The 16,622-nt window shown below is 61.8% G+C and carries 16 protein-coding genes; 5 read left to right on the forward strand and 11 right to left on the reverse strand.

What is annotated here, in order from left to right; translation table 11 throughout:
- Positions 1–812: 812 nt before the first annotated feature.
- The 8 genes from C7I85_RS29725 to C7I85_RS29760 form a co-directional block, all read right to left on the reverse strand.
- Positions 813–2,264, reverse strand: a complete 1,452-nt coding sequence (locus C7I85_RS29725) for an aldehyde dehydrogenase (protein WP_106727598.1) — start codon at positions 2,262–2,264, stop codon at positions 813–815.
- A 9-nt stretch (positions 2,265–2,273) separates the two neighbouring features.
- Complete coding sequence (locus C7I85_RS29730; RefSeq protein WP_106727599.1) at positions 2,274–3,059, reverse strand: coniferyl-alcohol dehydrogenase; 786 nt, start codon at positions 3,057–3,059, stop codon at positions 2,274–2,276.
- 3 nt (positions 3,060–3,062) lie between these two features.
- Positions 3,063–4,079 (reverse strand): branched-chain amino acid ABC transporter permease, encoded by a 1,017-nt coding sequence (locus tag C7I85_RS29735; protein ID WP_106727600.1) that lies wholly within the window; start codon positions 4,077–4,079, stop codon positions 3,063–3,065.
- Positions 4,076–4,972: a branched-chain amino acid ABC transporter permease gene (locus C7I85_RS29740; protein WP_106727601.1), complete on the reverse strand. Its 897-nt coding sequence runs from the start codon at positions 4,970–4,972 to the stop codon at positions 4,076–4,078. Before C7I85_RS29740 ends, C7I85_RS29735 begins: the two co-directional genes overlap by 4 nt.
- A complete protein-coding gene (locus C7I85_RS29745) occupies positions 4,969–5,694 on the reverse strand; it encodes an ABC transporter ATP-binding protein (RefSeq protein WP_106727602.1) in 726 nt (241 codons plus the stop codon). The genes C7I85_RS29740 and C7I85_RS29745 overlap by 4 nt, the downstream gene beginning before the upstream one ends.
- Positions 5,691–6,443, reverse strand: coding sequence for an ABC transporter ATP-binding protein (locus C7I85_RS29750; protein WP_106727603.1), 753 nt, complete (start codon positions 6,441–6,443; stop codon positions 5,691–5,693). Before C7I85_RS29750 ends, C7I85_RS29745 begins: the two co-directional genes overlap by 4 nt.
- Before the next feature lie 5 nt (positions 6,444–6,448).
- On the reverse strand, positions 6,449–7,672 hold the full coding sequence (locus C7I85_RS29755) for an ABC transporter substrate-binding protein (protein ID WP_428832934.1): 1,224 nt from the start codon (positions 7,670–7,672) through the stop codon (positions 6,449–6,451).
- A gap of 119 nt (positions 7,673–7,791) precedes the next feature.
- On the reverse strand, positions 7,792–9,288 hold the full coding sequence (locus C7I85_RS29760) for an aldehyde dehydrogenase (protein WP_428832935.1): 1,497 nt from the start codon (positions 9,286–9,288) through the stop codon (positions 7,792–7,794).
- Positions 9,289–9,420: 132 nt separating this feature from the next.
- Between C7I85_RS29760 and C7I85_RS29765 the strand changes: the two genes are divergently transcribed.
- The 4 genes from C7I85_RS29765 (at position 9,421) to C7I85_RS29785 (ending at position 12,589) form a co-directional block, all read left to right on the forward strand.
- Positions 9,421–10,314 carry a helix-turn-helix domain-containing protein gene (locus C7I85_RS29765; RefSeq protein WP_106727606.1) on the forward strand — a complete coding sequence of 298 codons (894 nt, stop codon included), beginning with the start codon at positions 9,421–9,423 and terminating at the stop codon, positions 10,312–10,314.
- Between the two features lie 71 nt (positions 10,315–10,385).
- Positions 10,386–10,811, forward strand: a complete 426-nt coding sequence (locus tag C7I85_RS29770) for an Rrf2 family transcriptional regulator (RefSeq protein ID WP_106727607.1) — start codon at positions 10,386–10,388, stop codon at positions 10,809–10,811.
- Positions 10,812–11,002: 191 nt separating this feature from the next.
- Entirely contained in the window at positions 11,003–11,764 is a 762-nt protein-coding gene (locus C7I85_RS29775) for a nuclear transport factor 2 family protein (protein ID WP_106727608.1), read from the forward strand.
- Between the two features lie 480 nt (positions 11,765–12,244).
- The gene (locus C7I85_RS29785; protein WP_106727609.1) at positions 12,245–12,589 is read left to right on the forward strand and encodes a hypothetical protein; all 345 of its coding nucleotides are present in this window, start codon (positions 12,245–12,247) and stop codon (positions 12,587–12,589) included.
- 165 nt (positions 12,590–12,754) lie between these two features.
- On the opposite strand, the gene C7I85_RS29790 is transcribed toward C7I85_RS29785, so the two are convergent.
- From C7I85_RS29790 to dcm, 3 genes are read right to left on the reverse strand one after another with little or no spacing between them, the layout of a single operon-like run.
- Positions 12,755–13,972 (reverse strand): type II restriction endonuclease, encoded by a 1,218-nt coding sequence (locus C7I85_RS29790; RefSeq protein WP_106727610.1) that lies wholly within the window; start codon positions 13,970–13,972, stop codon positions 12,755–12,757.
- A gap of 1 nt (position 13,973) precedes the next feature.
- A complete protein-coding gene (locus C7I85_RS29795) occupies positions 13,974–14,426 on the reverse strand; it encodes a very short patch repair endonuclease (protein ID WP_106727611.1) in 453 nt (150 codons plus the stop codon).
- Positions 14,419–15,675, reverse strand: a complete 1,257-nt coding sequence (dcm, locus tag C7I85_RS29800) for a DNA (cytosine-5-)-methyltransferase (protein WP_106727612.1) — start codon at positions 15,673–15,675, stop codon at positions 14,419–14,421. The genes C7I85_RS29795 and dcm overlap by 8 nt, the downstream gene beginning before the upstream one ends.
- A 401-nt stretch (positions 15,676–16,076) precedes the next feature.
- Here dcm and C7I85_RS32440 point away from each other — a divergent pair, with 401 nt between their 5' ends.
- Positions 16,077–16,511 carry an ankyrin repeat domain-containing protein gene (locus C7I85_RS32440; RefSeq protein ID WP_106727613.1) on the forward strand — a complete coding sequence of 145 codons (435 nt, stop codon included), beginning with the start codon at positions 16,077–16,079 and terminating at the stop codon, positions 16,509–16,511.
- The last annotated feature ends 111 nt before the right edge of the window (positions 16,512–16,622 follow it).

Genomic DNA, 16,622 nt, shown 5'->3' on the forward strand with positions numbered 1-16,622 from the left:
TCCAGGGGCCATCCGAGGTCGCTCACGCGGCTCGCTTGATTTCGTCAACCAGGGCTTCTCAGAAGCGAACTTCCTCGCCGCCAGCGGCGCACCGCCCTCGTTGTTGAGGCGTATATAGGCCCCACCCTCCCAAACTGTCAACGCCAATTTGCACCCCGTTTGAACTTTTTACGACACAAACCACCAAACCCCGCAGATCCCTGCGGAAGCTCGAGCGCCGCGCCTCCCGGATTCCAGACCCGCCCCTGATCCCGCACCCAGCGGACACCCAAAGAAGCCCAAACAGGCCCGGAATCAGGCCCCAAAGCCCGACTCGCCACCCTCCTCGCGCGGGATTCTTTGCAATCCATCGGACGCGGCCGGCGCCGAAACGGCGGAGAGTACGCCAGGAACGCGGAGCACGCCGGTGCCCGGCTTCCTTACAGACACGCCGATTCCCGCAGAATCGCACAGAAAACCCGTCTTTCGGTTCTGGAGCCCGACCGCTTCTGCACTGCCAGCTACTCAACAGCCCGCCCCACTCGATTCGCAACCAGCGCGAGTCGGGAAGCCTGCGATTGCCTCGAATCGTTCCCAGAGGGGTGACGCTGGGTTGAAGACAAAGTGGCTCAGCCGCTTGCGCCTTGTGTGAACCATCTCGATGCTCGCCAATGTGATGGTTGCTGTTGCAAACATTTGAGACCCGGCATCGATCGCACTCCGCTTGATGAGCCGATGATCCTGCTCGATCCGATTGCTGAGATAATGGTTCTGGCGCATCTGATCTGACGTGCGCGCCCGCCTACGACGTCAGCCCCCGTTTCTCCGCGTTTTCAGAAAGGATAGTGCTGATGGGGGTCCTCGACCGTGATCCAGCGGAGATCGGTGAATTCGGCGATCGCGGCCTTGCCGCCGAAGCGACCGTAGCCGGAGCTTTTGACCCCGCCGAACGGCATTTGTGCTTCGTCATGCACCGTCGGTCCGTTGATGTGGCAAATTCCGCTCTCGATGCGGGCCGCCACCGCCATGGCGCGCTGGATGTCGCGGCTGTAGACGGATGCGGAGAGGCCATATTCCGTGTCGTTGGCGATCGCGACGGCCTCGTCCTCGTCCTTCACCCGGATTACGGGCTTCACAGGGCCGAAGCTCTCCTCGTCATAGATACGCATGCCGGGCCTGACATCGTCGAGCACTGTGGCCTGGACCACGCTGCCCGTTCTGGCTCCGCCTGCGGCAAGCCTGGCGCCCTTGTCCCTGGCGTCGGCGATCAGGCCGTCCATCTTCTGTGCCGCCTCGGGGCTGACGAGCGAACCGAGGACGACCTGGCCCCGCGGGTCGCCCGCGGGGAGCTTTCCGGCGCGTGCGGCAAGCTTCGAGACGAATTCGTCCGCCACCTTCTCGTGCACGATCAACCGCTCGGTCGACATGCAGATCTGGCCCATATTGGCAAAGGCGCCAAAAATCGCGCCATTGACCGCGGCGTCGATATCGGCATCGTCGAGCACGATCATCGGCGCCTTTCCACCCAGTTCGAGTAAGGCGGGCTTCAGATGCCGGGCGGAAAGCTCGCCGATGACCCGGCCGACCCTTGTCGAACCCGTGAAGTTCACGCGCCTGACCGCTGGCGCGGAAATCAACGCCTCGACCACGGCCGCGGCATCCTCAGGCGCATTGGTGATCACATTGACGACCCCATCCGGAAAACCGGCCTCGACGAAGACCTTGCCGATGGTCACGTGAATGCCGGGGCACGCTTCGGACGCCTTGAGGATGACGGTGTTGCCGCAGGCGAGCGCCATCGCGATCGCACGCACCCCCAATATGACGGGCGCGTTCCACGGCGCGATGCCGAGGCAGACGCCGGCCGGCTGGCGTATCCCCATGGAAAGCGTGCCGGGCTTGTCGGAGGGAATGATCTCGCCCTGAATCTGGGTGGTCATACTGGCGGCCTCGCGCAGCATGTTTGCCGCCAGCATGGTGTTGAAGCCGGCCCAGGGGGCCGTGCCCCCGGTCTCGGCGATCATAAGCTGCGTGAAGTCGCCGACCTTGGCGGCAAGCACGTCCGCGGCCCGGTTCAACAGGGCGCGGCGTTCGCTGGGACCGGCCTTTGACCAAGCCGGAAAGGCGGCTTGCGCAGCCGCAACCGCTGCCGCCACGTCGTCGAGCCCCGATGCGGGCGATCGTGTCGCCACCTGGCCGGTAAACGGATCGAGCCTGTCGAACGTCTTTCCGGATTTCGCGCCGACGAATTTGCCGCCAATGATCTGTTGAATGTCAATCGTCATTACTCTCTCCTAGAAGCCGATAACGTCGGCATTGATCGACGCCTCGAGGCCGCCATCGGCGGCCAGGTTTGCCCCGTTGATCCAGCGCGCCGCGTCCGAGGCGGCGAACAGGATCGCGGGCGCGATGTCGGAGGCGGTGCCCGCCCGCCCGGTGCGGCTGATGTCGGAATCGACCTTCGCATCGCCCAGCACGGTGCGGAACTGCGTGAGAATGGGCGTTTCGACCGGACCCGGGCTTACGGCATTGACGCGAATGCCCCGTTGCTTGAACAGCGGTTGATGCGCAGCAATCTGGGTCCAGAGAATGAGGAGTTCCTTCGAAAGGGGATAGCCGATCTCGTTCGGCACGCCGTTGTCCGCCAGAATCTTGGCGACATCCGGAAAGCCGGGCACGCCGACCAGCGCCTTGGCGCGCGCCAGGTTGGCGCGCCATCCATAGCCGGCTATTGATGCAACGTTGACGACGGCACCGCCTTCGCGAATGCGCGGTGCAAGGCTCTCGGTCAGCAGTCTCAGACCATAGAAGTTGATGGCCAACGTAACGGCGGCGCCGCCTGTGCCGGAGACGCCGGCGACGTTCAAAAGCGCATCGACGCGCTGCGGCAGTTGCCTGACGATCGCCGCAATGCCCTCCGGGTCAGAGAGATCGCCCTTGAGAAATGCGCCCTGCGCGGCTGGCGGATCGCGCATATCGATGCCGATGACGTCCGCCCCTTGAGCGATCGCCAGTTCCGCCGTGCGGGCGCCAATGCCGGACGATACGCCGGTGATGACGATGGTCTTGCCGTTGAGCATGCCTTAATCCTTTCTGGACTGGGGCGGGATCTCCAGCCGGTATCCGACCGGCATCAAGGAGACCCCGAAACGGGTTTCGATCGCGCCCCAAAGGCCGAGCGGCATGAAGAGCGAGAACAGAAGAGCAACGACGCCGAGGCCGATCAGATACCAGACGCCGAGTGCGCCGAACCATGTCTCGATGAGGAAGAAGATCACGGCGCCGAGAATCGCGCCTTCAAATCGGCCGATGCCGCCGACCAGGACCATGAAGATCATGTAGGCCGTCCATTGCACGGAGAAATAGGTCTTGGGCTGAAAGGTGGTGGCGCTCGCTAACCAGAGCGCACCCGCCACACCTATGCCGAAGGCCGCCAGCACGAAGATCAGCCGCTTGGTGCGGGTCACGTCGATGCCGAGCGATCCGGCCGCCTCCTCGTTGTCGCGGATGGCCTGGATCGAAGCGCCCGTGCGGTTGCGCAACAGGGCGAACAGTCCGCCGAGCAATCCGGTCATGGCGACCAGCGCGAGCCAGTAGATGATGTCGCGCCGCGCGCCGGGCGCATAGGCATTGAGTGAGATCAGCGAGCGGCCGGTCTCGCCCTGGATCAGCCCGTCAAGGTTGACCATCAGATGGGTGAGTGCGGAGACGACCCACATGCCGATGGCGAACTCGCCGCCCTTGAGCCGCAGCATCACGAGCGACAGTGGGTAGGAAACCACCGCGACTAGAAGGCTTGCCATGCCCATCGCCACGAAGGGATCGAGCCCAGTCTCGGCGAGACGCACCGTGAAATAGGCCCCGAGCCCGAAGAACATCTGCTGGCCGACCGAGACCAGGCCGCCATAGCCGGCCAGCGCATTCCACATCGCGGCCATAATGACATAGACGAACAGCGCGGCAAGCCGATCGATGGCGCCGGCGCCAAGCACGCCGGGCAGAACGGCGAGGCCGAGTAGCACGATCACCACTGCCGCGGCCGCGCGCCGGGACAAGCGAGTCCAGCGCTGGACCATTGAAGGCGAGACAACAAGGCTCATGCGGCAGCTCCCCGCCTGATCAACCGGGCCGGCATGGAGGCGAGATCCGGAAACATGAGTCGCGCAAACAGGATGATCAGAAAGACGCCATGCCCCGCGATCAGGAAGCCGAGCGGATGAAGCGATGCCCCGCACGTCTGGGCAAGGCCGAGGATGATGCCGCCGGCCAGCGTGCCCCAAAGAGAGCCCGCGCCGCCGATCACAGATGCCTCAAAGGCGAAAAGCAGTTGCGGAGCCCCGGAGTAGGGCTCGAAGGTGGCGCGCATGCCAAGGAACATGCCCGCGATCGTCACGGTGACTAGTGTAATCGCCGCGGCGACCGCATTCACCCGCCGCGCGTCGATGCCGACGAGCCCGGCGGTGTCGGGATCCTCCGCGGTGGCGCGGATCGCTCTGCCGATGCGGGTGTAGCTGAGCATCAACTGCAGGCCGGCCAGCAGCACGACCGCGGTGACGAAGATCAGCACCGGCAGCTTGCCGACATAAAGCCCGCCGGGAAGTTCCCAGCTATCCCAGGACAGATCGCCGATCGCACTGGCCAGCGAACGGGTGTCGGCGCCGAACTGTTCGAAGAGCGCGTTTTCGATCACCATAGACAGGCCGAAGGTGGAGAGGATCGGCAGCAGCTGCCCGCCGCGCGCGCTGCGATCAAGTATGAGGCGCTGGATCAGCCAGCCGGCCACGGCCATGACCGCCACGGCAACGATGAAGCAGGCCCAAAGCGGCAGTTGCGCCCGCTCCGAAAGCACGAAGATCAGATAGGCGGCGGCCACCGCCAGGCTGCCATGCGCGAGATTGATGATGCGCATGACCGAGAACATGAAGGACAGGCCGCACGCGATCAGCGCGTAATATCCCCCGAGCAGGATCCCCTGGACGATCTGGTTCGTCATGCCGGCACCCTCCCCGCCTTCGTTCGATGCAGGCCGAAATAGGCCTCCGTCACCTGGTCGCGCGTCAGATCCTTCGCGTAACCTTCCAGCACCGCCCTGCCCTCCAGCATGCAGATGACCCGGTCGGCGACACCCATGGCGCGGGCCAGATCCTGCTCGACCAGGATGATCGTGGTGCCCGACTTCATCAGCCCGTCGAGCGAGGCATAGACGCGGTCGACGATCAGCGGCGAGAGGCCGAGCGAGACTTCGTCAAGTAGCAATATTTCGGGATTGCTCATCAATGCGCGGCCTATAGCGGTTGCCTGTTGCTCGCCGCCGGACAGGTGACCGGTCTTGTGGTCGAGGCGTTTCCTGAGATTGGGAAAGATGTCGACGACGCGGTCGATCGACCATTCGCCCTTGCGGCCTGCCATCGCCCCGAGCTTCAGGTTTTCGGCCACGGTCATCGAGGCGAACATCTTGCGACCTTCCGGCACCAGCGCGATGCCGCGGCGAACTCGCTGATGGGCTGGAAGACGCGTCACGTCCTCGCCATTGATGACGATAGACCCGCCATGAGCGGGGTGGGCGCCCGCGAGCGTGCGCAAAAGCGTCGTCTTGCCCGCGCCGTTGGCGCCAACCAGCGCCAGCGTCTCGCCCTTCGCCACACTAAGCGTGAGGCCACGAACCGCCTCGAGCAGGCCATGACGCACCGTCAGTTTCTCGATCGCCATCGTCATTGCGTGCTTCCTCCGAGATAGGCACGAACCACCTCGGGGTCGGACATCACCGCCTGCGGCTCCCCATCGGCAATGATGCGCCCTGCATCCATGCAGATTAGCCGTTCCACGACTTGAAGAAGCACGTGGACGATATGCTCGATCCAGACGATACCGATGCCGCGCCGACGCAGTTCCTGGATCGTCTGCACCAGTTCCTGCGCCTCGGAGTCCGTCAACCCGCCGCCGATCTCATCGAGCAGGATGACCTTGGGCCCGGTTGCGAGTGCGCGGGCAAGCTCCAACCGCTTGCGATCCAGAAGGCCGAGTGTTTCGGCCTGCCGGTTGGCCACGGCAAGCATGCCGCACAGGTTCAGCGCATCGATCGCACGCTCATAGGCCTCGTCGCGGCTGCGCACGTCGCCATGCGCCGCCGCGACATAGACATTCTCGAAGGTGGTCATGCCGGAAAATGGCTTGGGAACTTGGTGCGTGCGCACCAGGCCGAGGCGGCAACGGGCCGCGGCCGGAAGCCGCGTCACGTCGTGTCCGCCGAAGGTCACCGCGCCGGCGCTTGGCTGATAGGCGCCTGAAAGCGTCGCAAGCAGCGTCGTCTTGCCGGCGCCGTTCGGGCCGACGATGCCCACTGCCTCGTCCATTCCCATGGAGAAATCGACACTCTCCAGCACAGCAAGGGCGCCGAACCGCTTGGTGATGCCGCTTCCCGAAAACCGGCTTGCGCCGGCTCCATCTCCGCTGTCCACCGACATGGCGCCTATCCGTTGTACGACAGGAGCGTTGCTCCGACCGGCACGTTCGGATCGGTCGCATTTTCCGTCACCACGTAGTCGAGCGGGAATTTTGCGCCTTCCGCCGCCTTCACCCATTGGGTGCCGATGATCGGGCCGGGGGAAACGTTGGGGACAGGGCCGGAGGTGAAATCTACCTTGCCGGCGATGGTCACAGTGTTGAGCGTCGAGAGGGACTTGGCGACGGCTTCCTTGCTCTTCGGATCCGGGGTCTTCTTCAGTGCGTCGAAGCCGGCATCGAACAGCGAGAGCGTCGCGCCGAGCTGCTGCGTCCACTGCTTGCCCGAAGCGGCCTCATAACCATCGGCCAGCTCGGTGCCGCTGACGCCGGCAACCGAGGACTTGTACGGGAACGCCTTGTGCCAGTAGGCGGCGCTTCCGAGTTTGATGCCGAGATTGCCGAGAGCCTCCACGCCTGACGGGAACAGGCCCGTCTTGGCGACCTGAACGATCTTGACCTGCCTGTGCAGTCCCTGCTGCGCCGCCTGACGCCAGAAGGTGGCGAAATCCGGCGGAATGGGGAAGGTGTTGATGATCTCGACGCCTTCCTGCTTGAAAAGCGCGATCTGGCTGGAGAAATCCGTGGTGCCGGTCTCATAGGCGCCCGGATCGACGATCGTGAAGCCGTCCTTCTGCAGCAGCGGCGCGAGATTGGCGCGGATCGCGTTGCCGTCGGCATCGTTCGGATACATGACGCCGACCTTGCGATTGGTCTCGATCAGCTTCCACTGCGACACATAGGTCTTGTGGAATTCGCCGACGCCGAAGCCGAAATGGTAGGTCCATTTGAACGGCGAGGGCTCGCCTGGCTTTGCGCCGCGACCGAAATACCAGGCCTCCCACGGCATGACGGTCGAAAGGCAGGGCACACCAGCGGCTTCGCAGGCATCGGCCACGGGATTGATCGTCTCGGGCGTCGAAACCACCAGCATCAGATCGATCGCCTGGTTGTTGATCAGGTCCTTGGCGAGCTGGCCGGCGCGCGATGGATCGGATTGCGTATCCTGATCGAGGATCTCGACGGCGTAGGTCTTGCCCGCGATATCGATGCCGTTGGCGAGCGCCTTGCGCACCACCTCGAGGACGTATCCGTCCGTTTCGCCGAAGCCCGCGAGGGGACCAGTGCGCGGGCTGATGAAGCCCACCTTGAGTGTATCGGTCGCGAAGGCCGGCCTGATGCCCATCGTCATAGCGGCAGTGGCGGCGCCCGCCGTCGCCAGCAGTTCGCGCCGGGTCAGGCCGTTTGGCTTCTCTTTCTTCGTCATTGCATCCTCCCTTGGTCAAAACCCCCGATCCGTCTCTCCCTGTCTCAGATCGGATATTCCTGGTTGTCGCCGGATATCGTGATCCAGCGCAGTTCCGTGAATTCGTCGAGCGCCGCGGGTCCGCCGAATTTGCCGTAGCCGCTCGCCTTGACGCCGCCGAACGGTATCTGCGGCTCGTCGCACACCGTCGCCGAATTGATGTGGCAAATGCCGGTCTCGATCCGCCGGGCGACGTCGAGAGCCCGGCCTATGTCGCGGCTGAAGACCGCGCCCGAAAGGCCGTATTCACAATCGTTGGCGACCGTCACGGCCTCATCGACCGAGCCGACGCGGATGATCGATGCAACCGGGCCGAAACTCTCTTCGCGGTAGATGCGCATCGAACGCGTGACGTGGTCGATGACCGTGGCATCCATGAAAGCGTCGCGATTGTCGCCGCCAGTGAGCAAGGCCGCTCCCTTGGCTACGGCATCATCGATCAGGCCACGCACGCGGCGCGCGGATTCCGCCGTCACCAGCGCCCCGAGCGGCAGGTCGCCTTGAACCGGATCACCAGCGCGCAATGTCCTTGCCTTGGCGAGGAACTTCTCGACAAAGGCGTCCGCAATCTCGTCCATGACGATGATGCGCTCGGTCGACATGCAGATCTGGCCCTGGTTAAAATAGGCGCCGAAGGCCGCGGCACTGACGGCGAGGTCGAGATCGGCATCGTCCATGACGATGAAGGCGGCCTTGCCACCGAGTTCCAGCAGGCAGCGTTTGAGATGCTTGGCGGCGGTCTGGGCGATGATCCGGCCGACGCGGGTCGAGCCGGTGAAATTGATCCGGCGGACGACCGGATGCGCGATCAGCGTCTCGACGATCGCGGAAGCATCGGCCGGCGCATTCGAAACGATATTGAGCACGCCTTCCGGAAAACCGGCCTCGGTGAGCACGTCGCCGATCAGCCTATGGGTTGCAGGGCAGAGTTCCGACGACTTGAGCACCACCGTATTGCCGCAGGCAAGTGCCATGGCGATCGAGCGAACGCCCAGGATGACGGGGGCATTCCAAGGCGCAATCGCCAGGCACACGCCAGCCGGCTGGCGAAAGGCCATCGATGTCTTACCCGGACCATCGGTCGGAATGACATGCCCGCCGATCTGCGTCGTCATGGCAGCGGTCTCGGAGAAGATTTTTGCCGAAAGCGCGACATTGAATGCGCTCCAGTCGCGTGTCGCGCCGGTCTCGGCCATCATCGCAGCCATGAAGTCGTGTTCGCGGGCAACAAGCAGTTGCGCGGCGCGCTCCAGCAGCTCGCGGCGATAACCAGGGCTCGTCTGCGACCAGTCGGGAAAGGCAGCGGCCGCCGCATCGGCTGCGGTTGCTGCATCCGCGGCGGTCGCTGCAGCCGCGACGGTCACGAGATCGCCGCTGACCGGGCTGAAGCGATCGAAGGTCGCCGAATTGGCGGCGTCGGCATCGCGCCCGCCGATCAGCATCGACACCCTGCGGACTGGCGCCGGGGAAACACTGTCCGGCCTGTCGAACGACAGGCACATGCTGCGAGAACTACCCAAAGCCGCCATGTCTGCCCCCTCCCAAAGGCTCTTGATGGAAATGCTACGCCTTGCATCGAAAATGAGAATGTGATTTTCTGGCCATTAATTGTGATTTTCTGGTCTTGGTGCCTCATGCATACCGATCCAGCCATCCATCACGATGCCCGCAGTGAGGCGATCGAGCCCGCCATCCAGTCCCGCGTCCTCCGCATCGGAAGGCCAGCGCAGCGTTGGTTCCATCACGCGCTGCTGCTCACGAGCGGTAACATCCACCTCGCGCGGAGCGAGGGTCCGGCAACTATCGTCGGCCCTGCCATCGCCTTGTTTCCGCCGAGCGCGGAAGAGACGATCACGGTGGCGGCGGGCAGCCGCGGCTATCTCTTCGGCGCATCGCCCGAGATCCTCGGCGAAGCGATCGGCGAACATGCCGAGTCGGCCGCACTGAGGGTGTTTTCGGCCGGCTTTTCGGTGAACGACGCGCTGGAACCCACCAGCCTGCGCGAGATGATACCGCTGTTCGAAGGCGCTCTTGCCGAACTGGCGACGGACGGCCGCGCCTCGCGTATGGTAATCTCGGCCTATATGCGGCTGATCCTGATGACCGTCTGGCGGCTGCAACGATCACCTGCGGCGGGGGAGCAGCGTGCCAGCGCCGGCTCGATCCTCCAACGCTTCCGCCAGTCGGTGGAAATCAGCTTCCGACGGCATCGCAGCATTAGCGATTATGCGGCCGAACTCGGCATAACCACCGACCGCCTCCATGCCATCTGCCAGCGCACGCTGTCGCGCTCGCCGATCGAACTCGTGCATGACCGCCTCGTTCAGGAGGCCAAGCAGCGGCTCGAACGATCCGCCCGCGACGTGCAGGAGATCTCCTACAGCCTGGGTTTTCGCGATCCGGGCAATTTCAGCCATTTCTTCAAACGCAAGACCGGCATGTCGCCGGCGCGATACCGGGCGATGGCGATCAAGAAGACCAGCGACGCGCCGATACAGACATCCTCGGACTACCACGACTGGCCCTGACGTGCCTGGGGCTGAAAGGATTGGCTTCGGCATCATATGTGCCTATATCACGCACATACAGAGGACGCTTGATGAACACCCGTTTTGCCGTCGCCACCCACATCCTGACATTTCTTCAGACGCAGGACGGACGGCCCGCTACATCCGAACTCGTCGCCTCCAGCGTGAGCACCAACCCGACGCTCATTCGGCGATTGCTGTCCCAACTTGCCAAGGCGGGGCTGACGACGTCGCAAATGGGCACCGGGGGCGGAGCATTGCTTGCGCGGCCTGGCAACCGCATCACGCTTCTCGATGTACACCGCGCCGTCGACGAGGACAGCACGATTTTCCCGCTGCACCAGGAACCGAACCCGCAATGCCCGGTCGGAAGGCAGATCAATGGCGTCCTGCGCAGTCATCTTTCCGACGTTGAAAAGGCCATGGAGGCCGAGCTTGCCCGCACGACGATAGCGGACATGGCACAGGACGTTTCGAAAGCCAATCTCGCACGCTGAACGCGGAGACGCGATTATCTCCGTGAGCCCCTTTACAGGTATATGTGACCGTATTAGTTACATACTTGTCTGTTACAAAAAAGGTTACACACCGTGCCCTCGCCCATAGCTTGCTTCTTGCCGCCACAGCGCTTCTGCCCATCGCAGCAGGCCCGACCACCCCTAACGCATTCGCACAAACGGAGACCAAAATGACCACGCAGGAACAACAGGTCGTCGACCTTCTCAAGACCATCGAAACGGGTGCATCCGAGCCGGTTGCCGTCATCAACCCGGAAAAATACATCCAGCACAATCTTTCGGCCGCAGACGGCCTGCAGGGTTTGGGCGCACTTCTCGCCGCGCTGCCGAAGGGGTCGGCAAAGGTGAATACCATGCGTGTCTTCCAGGACGCCGACTACGTGTTCGCCCACACCGACTACGATTTCTTCGGGCCGAAGATCGGCTTCGATATCTTCCGCTTCGAGAACGGCAGGATCGTCGAGCATTGGGACAATCTCCAGGAGACGGCCGGTCCCAATCCGAGCGGCCACAGCATGACGGACGGGCCGACCGAAGCGGCAGATCTCGACAAAACCGCAAGCAACAAGACGCTCGTCGCCGCCTTCGTCGACGACATTCTCGTCAACGGGCGCATGGAAAAGCTTGGCGCCTACATCGAGGGCGATGCCTACACCCAGCACAATCCCCAGATCGCCGATGGGCTGTCTGGTCTGGGCGAGGCGTTGAAGGCCATGGCCGCCGCCGGGGTCACCATGAAATACGACAAGGTTCACCAGGTTCTAGGCAAGGGCAATTTCGTGCTGACCGCGAGCGAGGGCAGCTTTGCCGGCAAGCATACCTCTTTCTACGACCTCTTCCGCGTCAAGGACGGCAAGATCGTCGAACACTGGGACACGATCGAGGCCATTCCTGCGCAATCGGAATGGAAGAATCAGAACGGGAAGTTCTAAAGGATTTCCGTGTTTCTTTCTTGGCAATCGCCCAAGTCGGCCGGAACGGCCGACTTGGGCGATTGCGGACTGGCATGGCCGGAAGCGGAAGGCGCAGCCTATACGCGGGAGAACGCAATCAGCAGTGCCAAGGATAGATAGAGCGGTGAAGGCCGGTCGCAGCTCCGGCCCAACCAGGAACGTGGAAGCCATAGACAACGAGATTGACCGTGGGGGCCAGCGTGATGAGAATTGGCCGATCTGGTGCGCTGAGTACTTGGTCGCCGAGCAGGCCGGCAGGCCGCTGCCACTTTAGGCGGGCGCCGCCAATCATCGGCGGCTGTTCGCTGGCAACCCAGCGGAAATCCGCCGCACACGGCGGCGACGCTGTTGAGGTTCACATGACAGCCCACCTGATTGCAGCGCACGAGATCACGGACATCGCCAAGTTCCAGGATCACGACTGGGGCGGGGTGTCCTTCTCGCCGGAGGTGAACTGCGATGACGAAGATCCCAACACCTTGCAAGCTGGTGATTGCATTGCTCGCCTTATCCCTGATGGTGCTGCCCGTCGCGGCACGGCAGCCTGCGGGCAATCTCGCCGACGCCACAGTACTCATCCTGCGCCATGCCGATAAACCCGATCACGGCCCCGGCCTTTCAGCCGCCGGCGATGCAAGAGCCATAGCCTATGCTCGCTACTTTCATCCGTTTCGCGCGAATGGCAGCTCGATTGAGATTGCCTCGACCGCCAGCCGGTGGTCGTTCAGACGAACAATGAAGAATACCGGAGAAATCAGCATAGCGCCGCTTTGGAGCGGGATTTCGGGAGTTCTCGACACGTGACAGATAGAACCGGGTCAGCCGCAGGAGCGTCAGCATAGCGGTCGGCAGAGACGCCGGACCGACTGGCCCCGTTTGTCACGCTCCTTATACCCGGCGCTTCAGCCGGCGCGGGTCGAATTGTGTGAGCAGTCGAAACACCTGAGCTGACAGGAACCCTGGAGATGATCAGGTTTCCTGACGGGATCGCACCACAGAGATAAAGCCGGCAACATCCATCAGCCACGCCTGTTGTGTCAGCCGATAGGTGTTGTGCAACCGCCGTGGTACGACGAGCTGAAGTTTTTTGACCTGCATCTCGTCAGTCTGGTTTTCCGATATCCCAGGCTCAAGAGTCAGAAGGTGTTTTTCCGGGATCCGGACAGCCTCTGACAATACCTGGCGCCAGCGATCCTTCAGCGTCGACTTGGCACCAAGCATGGTGAGCCTCGCGTCCGGATAAAGCGGATCACGGTACTCTTCCTGCCCCGGGAAAAGAAAATCCGGCTTGTTCCGGTTCTCTGTCTCGGCGCCCCGAACGTATCGGATTTGCTGGGCGGCAAAAACTGCCTCAAGATGATGTTCAAGTGCCTGCCCCGCCCGCGCCTTCCGTCGGTTCTGAACGCTCAACGAAAACGCCAGAAATCCCTCAACGTCAGCATCGCCAGTCGCACCGAAGCCGCGGCCAATGCGTGCGGCAACGATACGACGCTCCAGCCTCTTGAACAGCTGCTCCTCGCGATCCATCCATGAGATCAGTGCAAGATCCGGGTCATCGGCAGCAGAAACCTCCGGCATCGATGTCCGTGCAAGCTCCGAAAACTCGCGCGTTTTCGGGAAGTCGAAACCGAACCGTTCAATCAGACTGTCAAGCCGGTCGGCCTCCGGTTCTTCCGGCTCGATCCCCAGCTCATCCAGTATATAGCGGGCGGAGAAATCCAGTTCGGCATTATGAGTAGCGTCGACTTCCTGGAACGCGAAGGCGAATTCCGGCTGCTCCTCCATCGCAAACAACCAAAGAAGCTGATTCTGGATCGTGGCAGAGGGTGTGACGACGACGAGGATCGATCCATCTCTCTGCAACGCCAGAAACAGCATGTCACCGGGCTGCATCAACTCGGTGACGGCGTTGGAGGAATAGTAGAGATGATACTCCGGAGCGCGCGGTTTTCCCTTGCGGACGTTCGACCAGCTCATGAAGCCTTCTTCAGCAAGAGCCTCCTGCTCACCGGAAATCCAGATGAAGCGTGTTGCTATGCCTCTGCGATCATCGTCGCCCAGAAGCCGGCGAAGAGGCCTCGTGCCCTGAAACTCATGCTGGTTCGATTTGTGTGTGATGGTTTCCACCAGCGTCAGACGCTTGGCGACCACCCCGGTGAACAGGTCCGACAAAAGCCCACGGCGCATTTCATCCTCCCCTGATTTCCAGTCGCGGCCGGTCAGACTTCAGCCACTCGGCACATGACTGGATAACGTCCTCGAGGGGCAGTCGCGTCTTACCCTTGAAGGCGCACTCCCACACGATCGCCTGGCGCCAGCCTGCCTCCGATAGAGCTGCATCGGTTCGCGCATCAACGGCGCGATTGCGCGCTATTTTTGCCTGCCAGAACTCCGGGCGAGTTGAAGGCCATTTGAACAGGTGGCAATCGTGGCCATGCCAGAAGCAGCCATGCGCAAATATAACCGCCTTGTAGCGCGGCAGGACAATGTCCGGCTTTCCGGGAAGCGAGCGATCATGCAGCCGGAAGCGAAACCCCAATGCATGGAGCCCTTTGCGCAGCAGAAGTTCCGGCTTCGTGTTGGTACCACGGATACCCGACATCATCCGGCTGCGAACTTCAGCCGTGACGATGTCAGCCATGCGCGCTTATCGGCTCCCGATCGGGGCGGGTTACAGTCACCGGTGCTGCCAATGAGCGACCGGCACCTCTCAGCAATGCGGACTCGATGAACGGCTTCATCGCGTCCGCGAGAAACTCTACGACCGGAACGACGACGGCATTGCCAAATTGCCGGTAGGCCTGGGTATCTGAAACCGGTATTTTCCAGCGGCGATCGCCCCGGTCAAAGCCCATCAGACGGGCGCATTCCAGGGGCGTCAGTCTACGTGGCCGTTTGCCGGGTTGCGCGACAAGAATTTCCGATCCGTCCTTGTAATAGCGGGCAGAGAGCGTCCGCGTCACATCATCAGGGCCAAACAGGCTGTATCCGAATCCGTTGCCTTTCGAATTGTGCTTTTCCTTGTAGGCCTGCAGGTATTCCCACAGACGTGGGGTCAGGGTGTATTTCGGATCAACCTCGTCATGCGGCTCAAGAATGCTGCCAAGCCTTGGCCCATGCTCCGGAAGCTTGAGAGAATTCAGATCAAAGTCGGTCGGCTCACGGAAACCGACAATGAAAATACGTTCGCGGCGCTGCGGTACCCAGTGCTCGGAGCTGATCACCCGTGTCTGAACGTGATAGCCAAGCTCGTTCGTGAGCACATTGATAATCGTGGCGAACGTCCGGCCCTTGTCATGACTTTCGAGGTTCTTGACGTTTTCGAGCACAAAAGCTGCAGGTCGATGGTGCGCAATGATTTGGGCCGTATCAAAGAAGAGTGTGCCCTGCGTATCACATAGAAAACCGTGGGGCCGACCAAGTGCATTCTTCTTCGAAACGCCCGCGATCGAGAATGGCTGGCACGGGAAGCCGGCAAGCAAGATGTCATGCTCGGGAATGAGATCAGGGTTTTCCGAATATTCACGGACGTCCCCAGCCAGCCGGTGATTGTCGCGGAAGTTCAGGCCATAGGTCTTCTGGGCATTCTGGTCCCACTCCGACGTAAACACGCAGTGTCCGCCAATGCCCTGAAAGCCGATGCGAAGTCCACCAATACCGGCAAACAGATCAATGAACCGGAACGAGATCGGCCCCTTGCCAACACATTTACGATCGGCAAGGTCTTTCAGCACCCTAAGCGCGAGATCAGTCGGGCGCCCCTCGCCGCTGACATAGCGGGCGGCGGTACGATCGGAAACTGAAATCAAGGATGCAGCCTCAGCTGATGTGAGACCGGCGCGCTGACACAAATGATTGAATTCGTTCTCGTCGGGTTGCGCTTGCTGCACGAATCACCTGCCATTCTCTGGGTCATTTTTTGCCAAACTGGCAAAAATCTTCCCAGACAGCAAGCCATGTTCGCAAAATGTTCCGCCGCTTCCGGTCCGTCCGGCGAAACGTACACAGTTAAATCAGGTACGGACTTACGATCATGCCAGCCCCTTTGAGAACTCCTTTGGCGCTAGCATGTGCAGGCAATCCTCCTCGTACGGCCAGTAAACCGTAAAGGTTGCGTCAGGATATTCCGCCGACTGGCATCGCAACTCAACCACCTGTCCGCGAGCGATTAGCACCCCGCGTGCTGCCGCGTTGTTTTTTAAATTCTACAATGTAGAGATGTGTCGGGGGCATATAAACGGGGGAGTCAGGTGCATAGAACAGTGGCGGCAAGAAGTGATGGACGCTTCCGGTGAATGGTCATGTCCGTGAGCTGTCATCCCCGCTCGTCAGTATTTCACCGCTGTTTCGCCTGGCGCTGATAAAAGGCGAGGAAGCATCGGTACTGCTTCATCTTCGTCGACACGCACCTATAAACGGAAGGGACGCTAACGGCAGAACGCCACTGATGATAGCCGCGACCAATGGTCGATCGGGTATCTGCGAATTGCTCGTCCTGGAGGGCGCTGATGTGTCCCTCAGGGACACTGAGGGATGCACTGCCGTCGACCTGGCCACAAGATGCGGTCATCATGTTATCGCTGCCAGCCTCCAGGCCAGAATAGCCGTGTCGCCGCCTCCGGTCACTGACGCCGCTGCAGCCGCTGATCCGGGCGAGGAGAGCATTGAAGGCTGGGAGGCCGAAATAGAGTTTCACGCTCCTGCTGACAATTGGTCTGCCCCCTGAAAAGTGGTCCTCCCTGAAGTAGGCTCGTGAGCCGTTGGAGAGGACATTGGAATGCCCCAGAAGAAGCACAAGCCCGAAGAGATCGTCGCGAAGCTGCGCCAGGTTGATGTT

Source organism: Pseudaminobacter soli (ex Li et al. 2025) (assembly GCF_003012705.1).
GTDB classification, from domain to species: domain Bacteria; phylum Pseudomonadota; class Alphaproteobacteria; order Rhizobiales; family Rhizobiaceae; genus Pseudaminobacter; species Pseudaminobacter soli.

Excerpts from the sequence above, each read along its gene's own strand:
- C7I85_RS29725 (WP_106727598.1), bottom strand. The coding sequence starts at position 2,264 with ATGACGATTGACATTCAACAGATCATTGGCGGCAAATTCGTCGGCGCG.
- C7I85_RS29730 (WP_106727599.1), bottom strand. The coding sequence starts at position 3,059 with ATGCTCAACGGCAAGACCATCGTCATCACCGGCGTATCGTCCGGCATT.
- C7I85_RS29735 (WP_106727600.1), bottom strand. The coding sequence starts at position 4,079 with ATGAGCCTTGTTGTCTCGCCTTCAATGGTCCAGCGCTGGACTCGCTTG.
- C7I85_RS29740 (WP_106727601.1), bottom strand. The coding sequence starts at position 4,972 with ATGACGAACCAGATCGTCCAGGGGATCCTGCTCGGGGGATATTACGCG.
- C7I85_RS29745 (WP_106727602.1), bottom strand. The coding sequence starts at position 5,694 with ATGACGATGGCGATCGAGAAACTGACGGTGCGTCATGGCCTGCTCGAG.
- C7I85_RS29750 (WP_106727603.1), bottom strand. The coding sequence starts at position 6,443 with ATGTCGGTGGACAGCGGAGATGGAGCCGGCGCAAGCCGGTTTTCGGGA.
- C7I85_RS29755 (WP_428832934.1), bottom strand. The coding sequence starts at position 7,672 with ATGACGATGGGCATCAGGCCGGCCTTCGCGACCGATACACTCAAGGTG.
- C7I85_RS29760 (WP_428832935.1), bottom strand. The coding sequence starts at position 9,288 with ATGTGCCTGTCGTTCGACAGGCCGGACAGTGTTTCCCCGGCGCCAGTC.
- C7I85_RS29765 (WP_106727606.1), top strand. The coding sequence starts at position 9,421 with ATGCATACCGATCCAGCCATCCATCACGATGCCCGCAGTGAGGCGATC.
- C7I85_RS29770 (WP_106727607.1), top strand. The coding sequence starts at position 10,386 with ATGAACACCCGTTTTGCCGTCGCCACCCACATCCTGACATTTCTTCAG.
- C7I85_RS29775 (WP_106727608.1), top strand. The coding sequence starts at position 11,003 with ATGACCACGCAGGAACAACAGGTCGTCGACCTTCTCAAGACCATCGAA.
- C7I85_RS29785 (WP_106727609.1), top strand. The coding sequence starts at position 12,245 with ATGACGAAGATCCCAACACCTTGCAAGCTGGTGATTGCATTGCTCGCC.
- C7I85_RS29790 (WP_106727610.1), bottom strand. The coding sequence starts at position 13,972 with ATGCGCCGTGGGCTTTTGTCGGACCTGTTCACCGGGGTGGTCGCCAAG.
- C7I85_RS29795 (WP_106727611.1), bottom strand. The coding sequence starts at position 14,426 with ATGGCTGACATCGTCACGGCTGAAGTTCGCAGCCGGATGATGTCGGGT.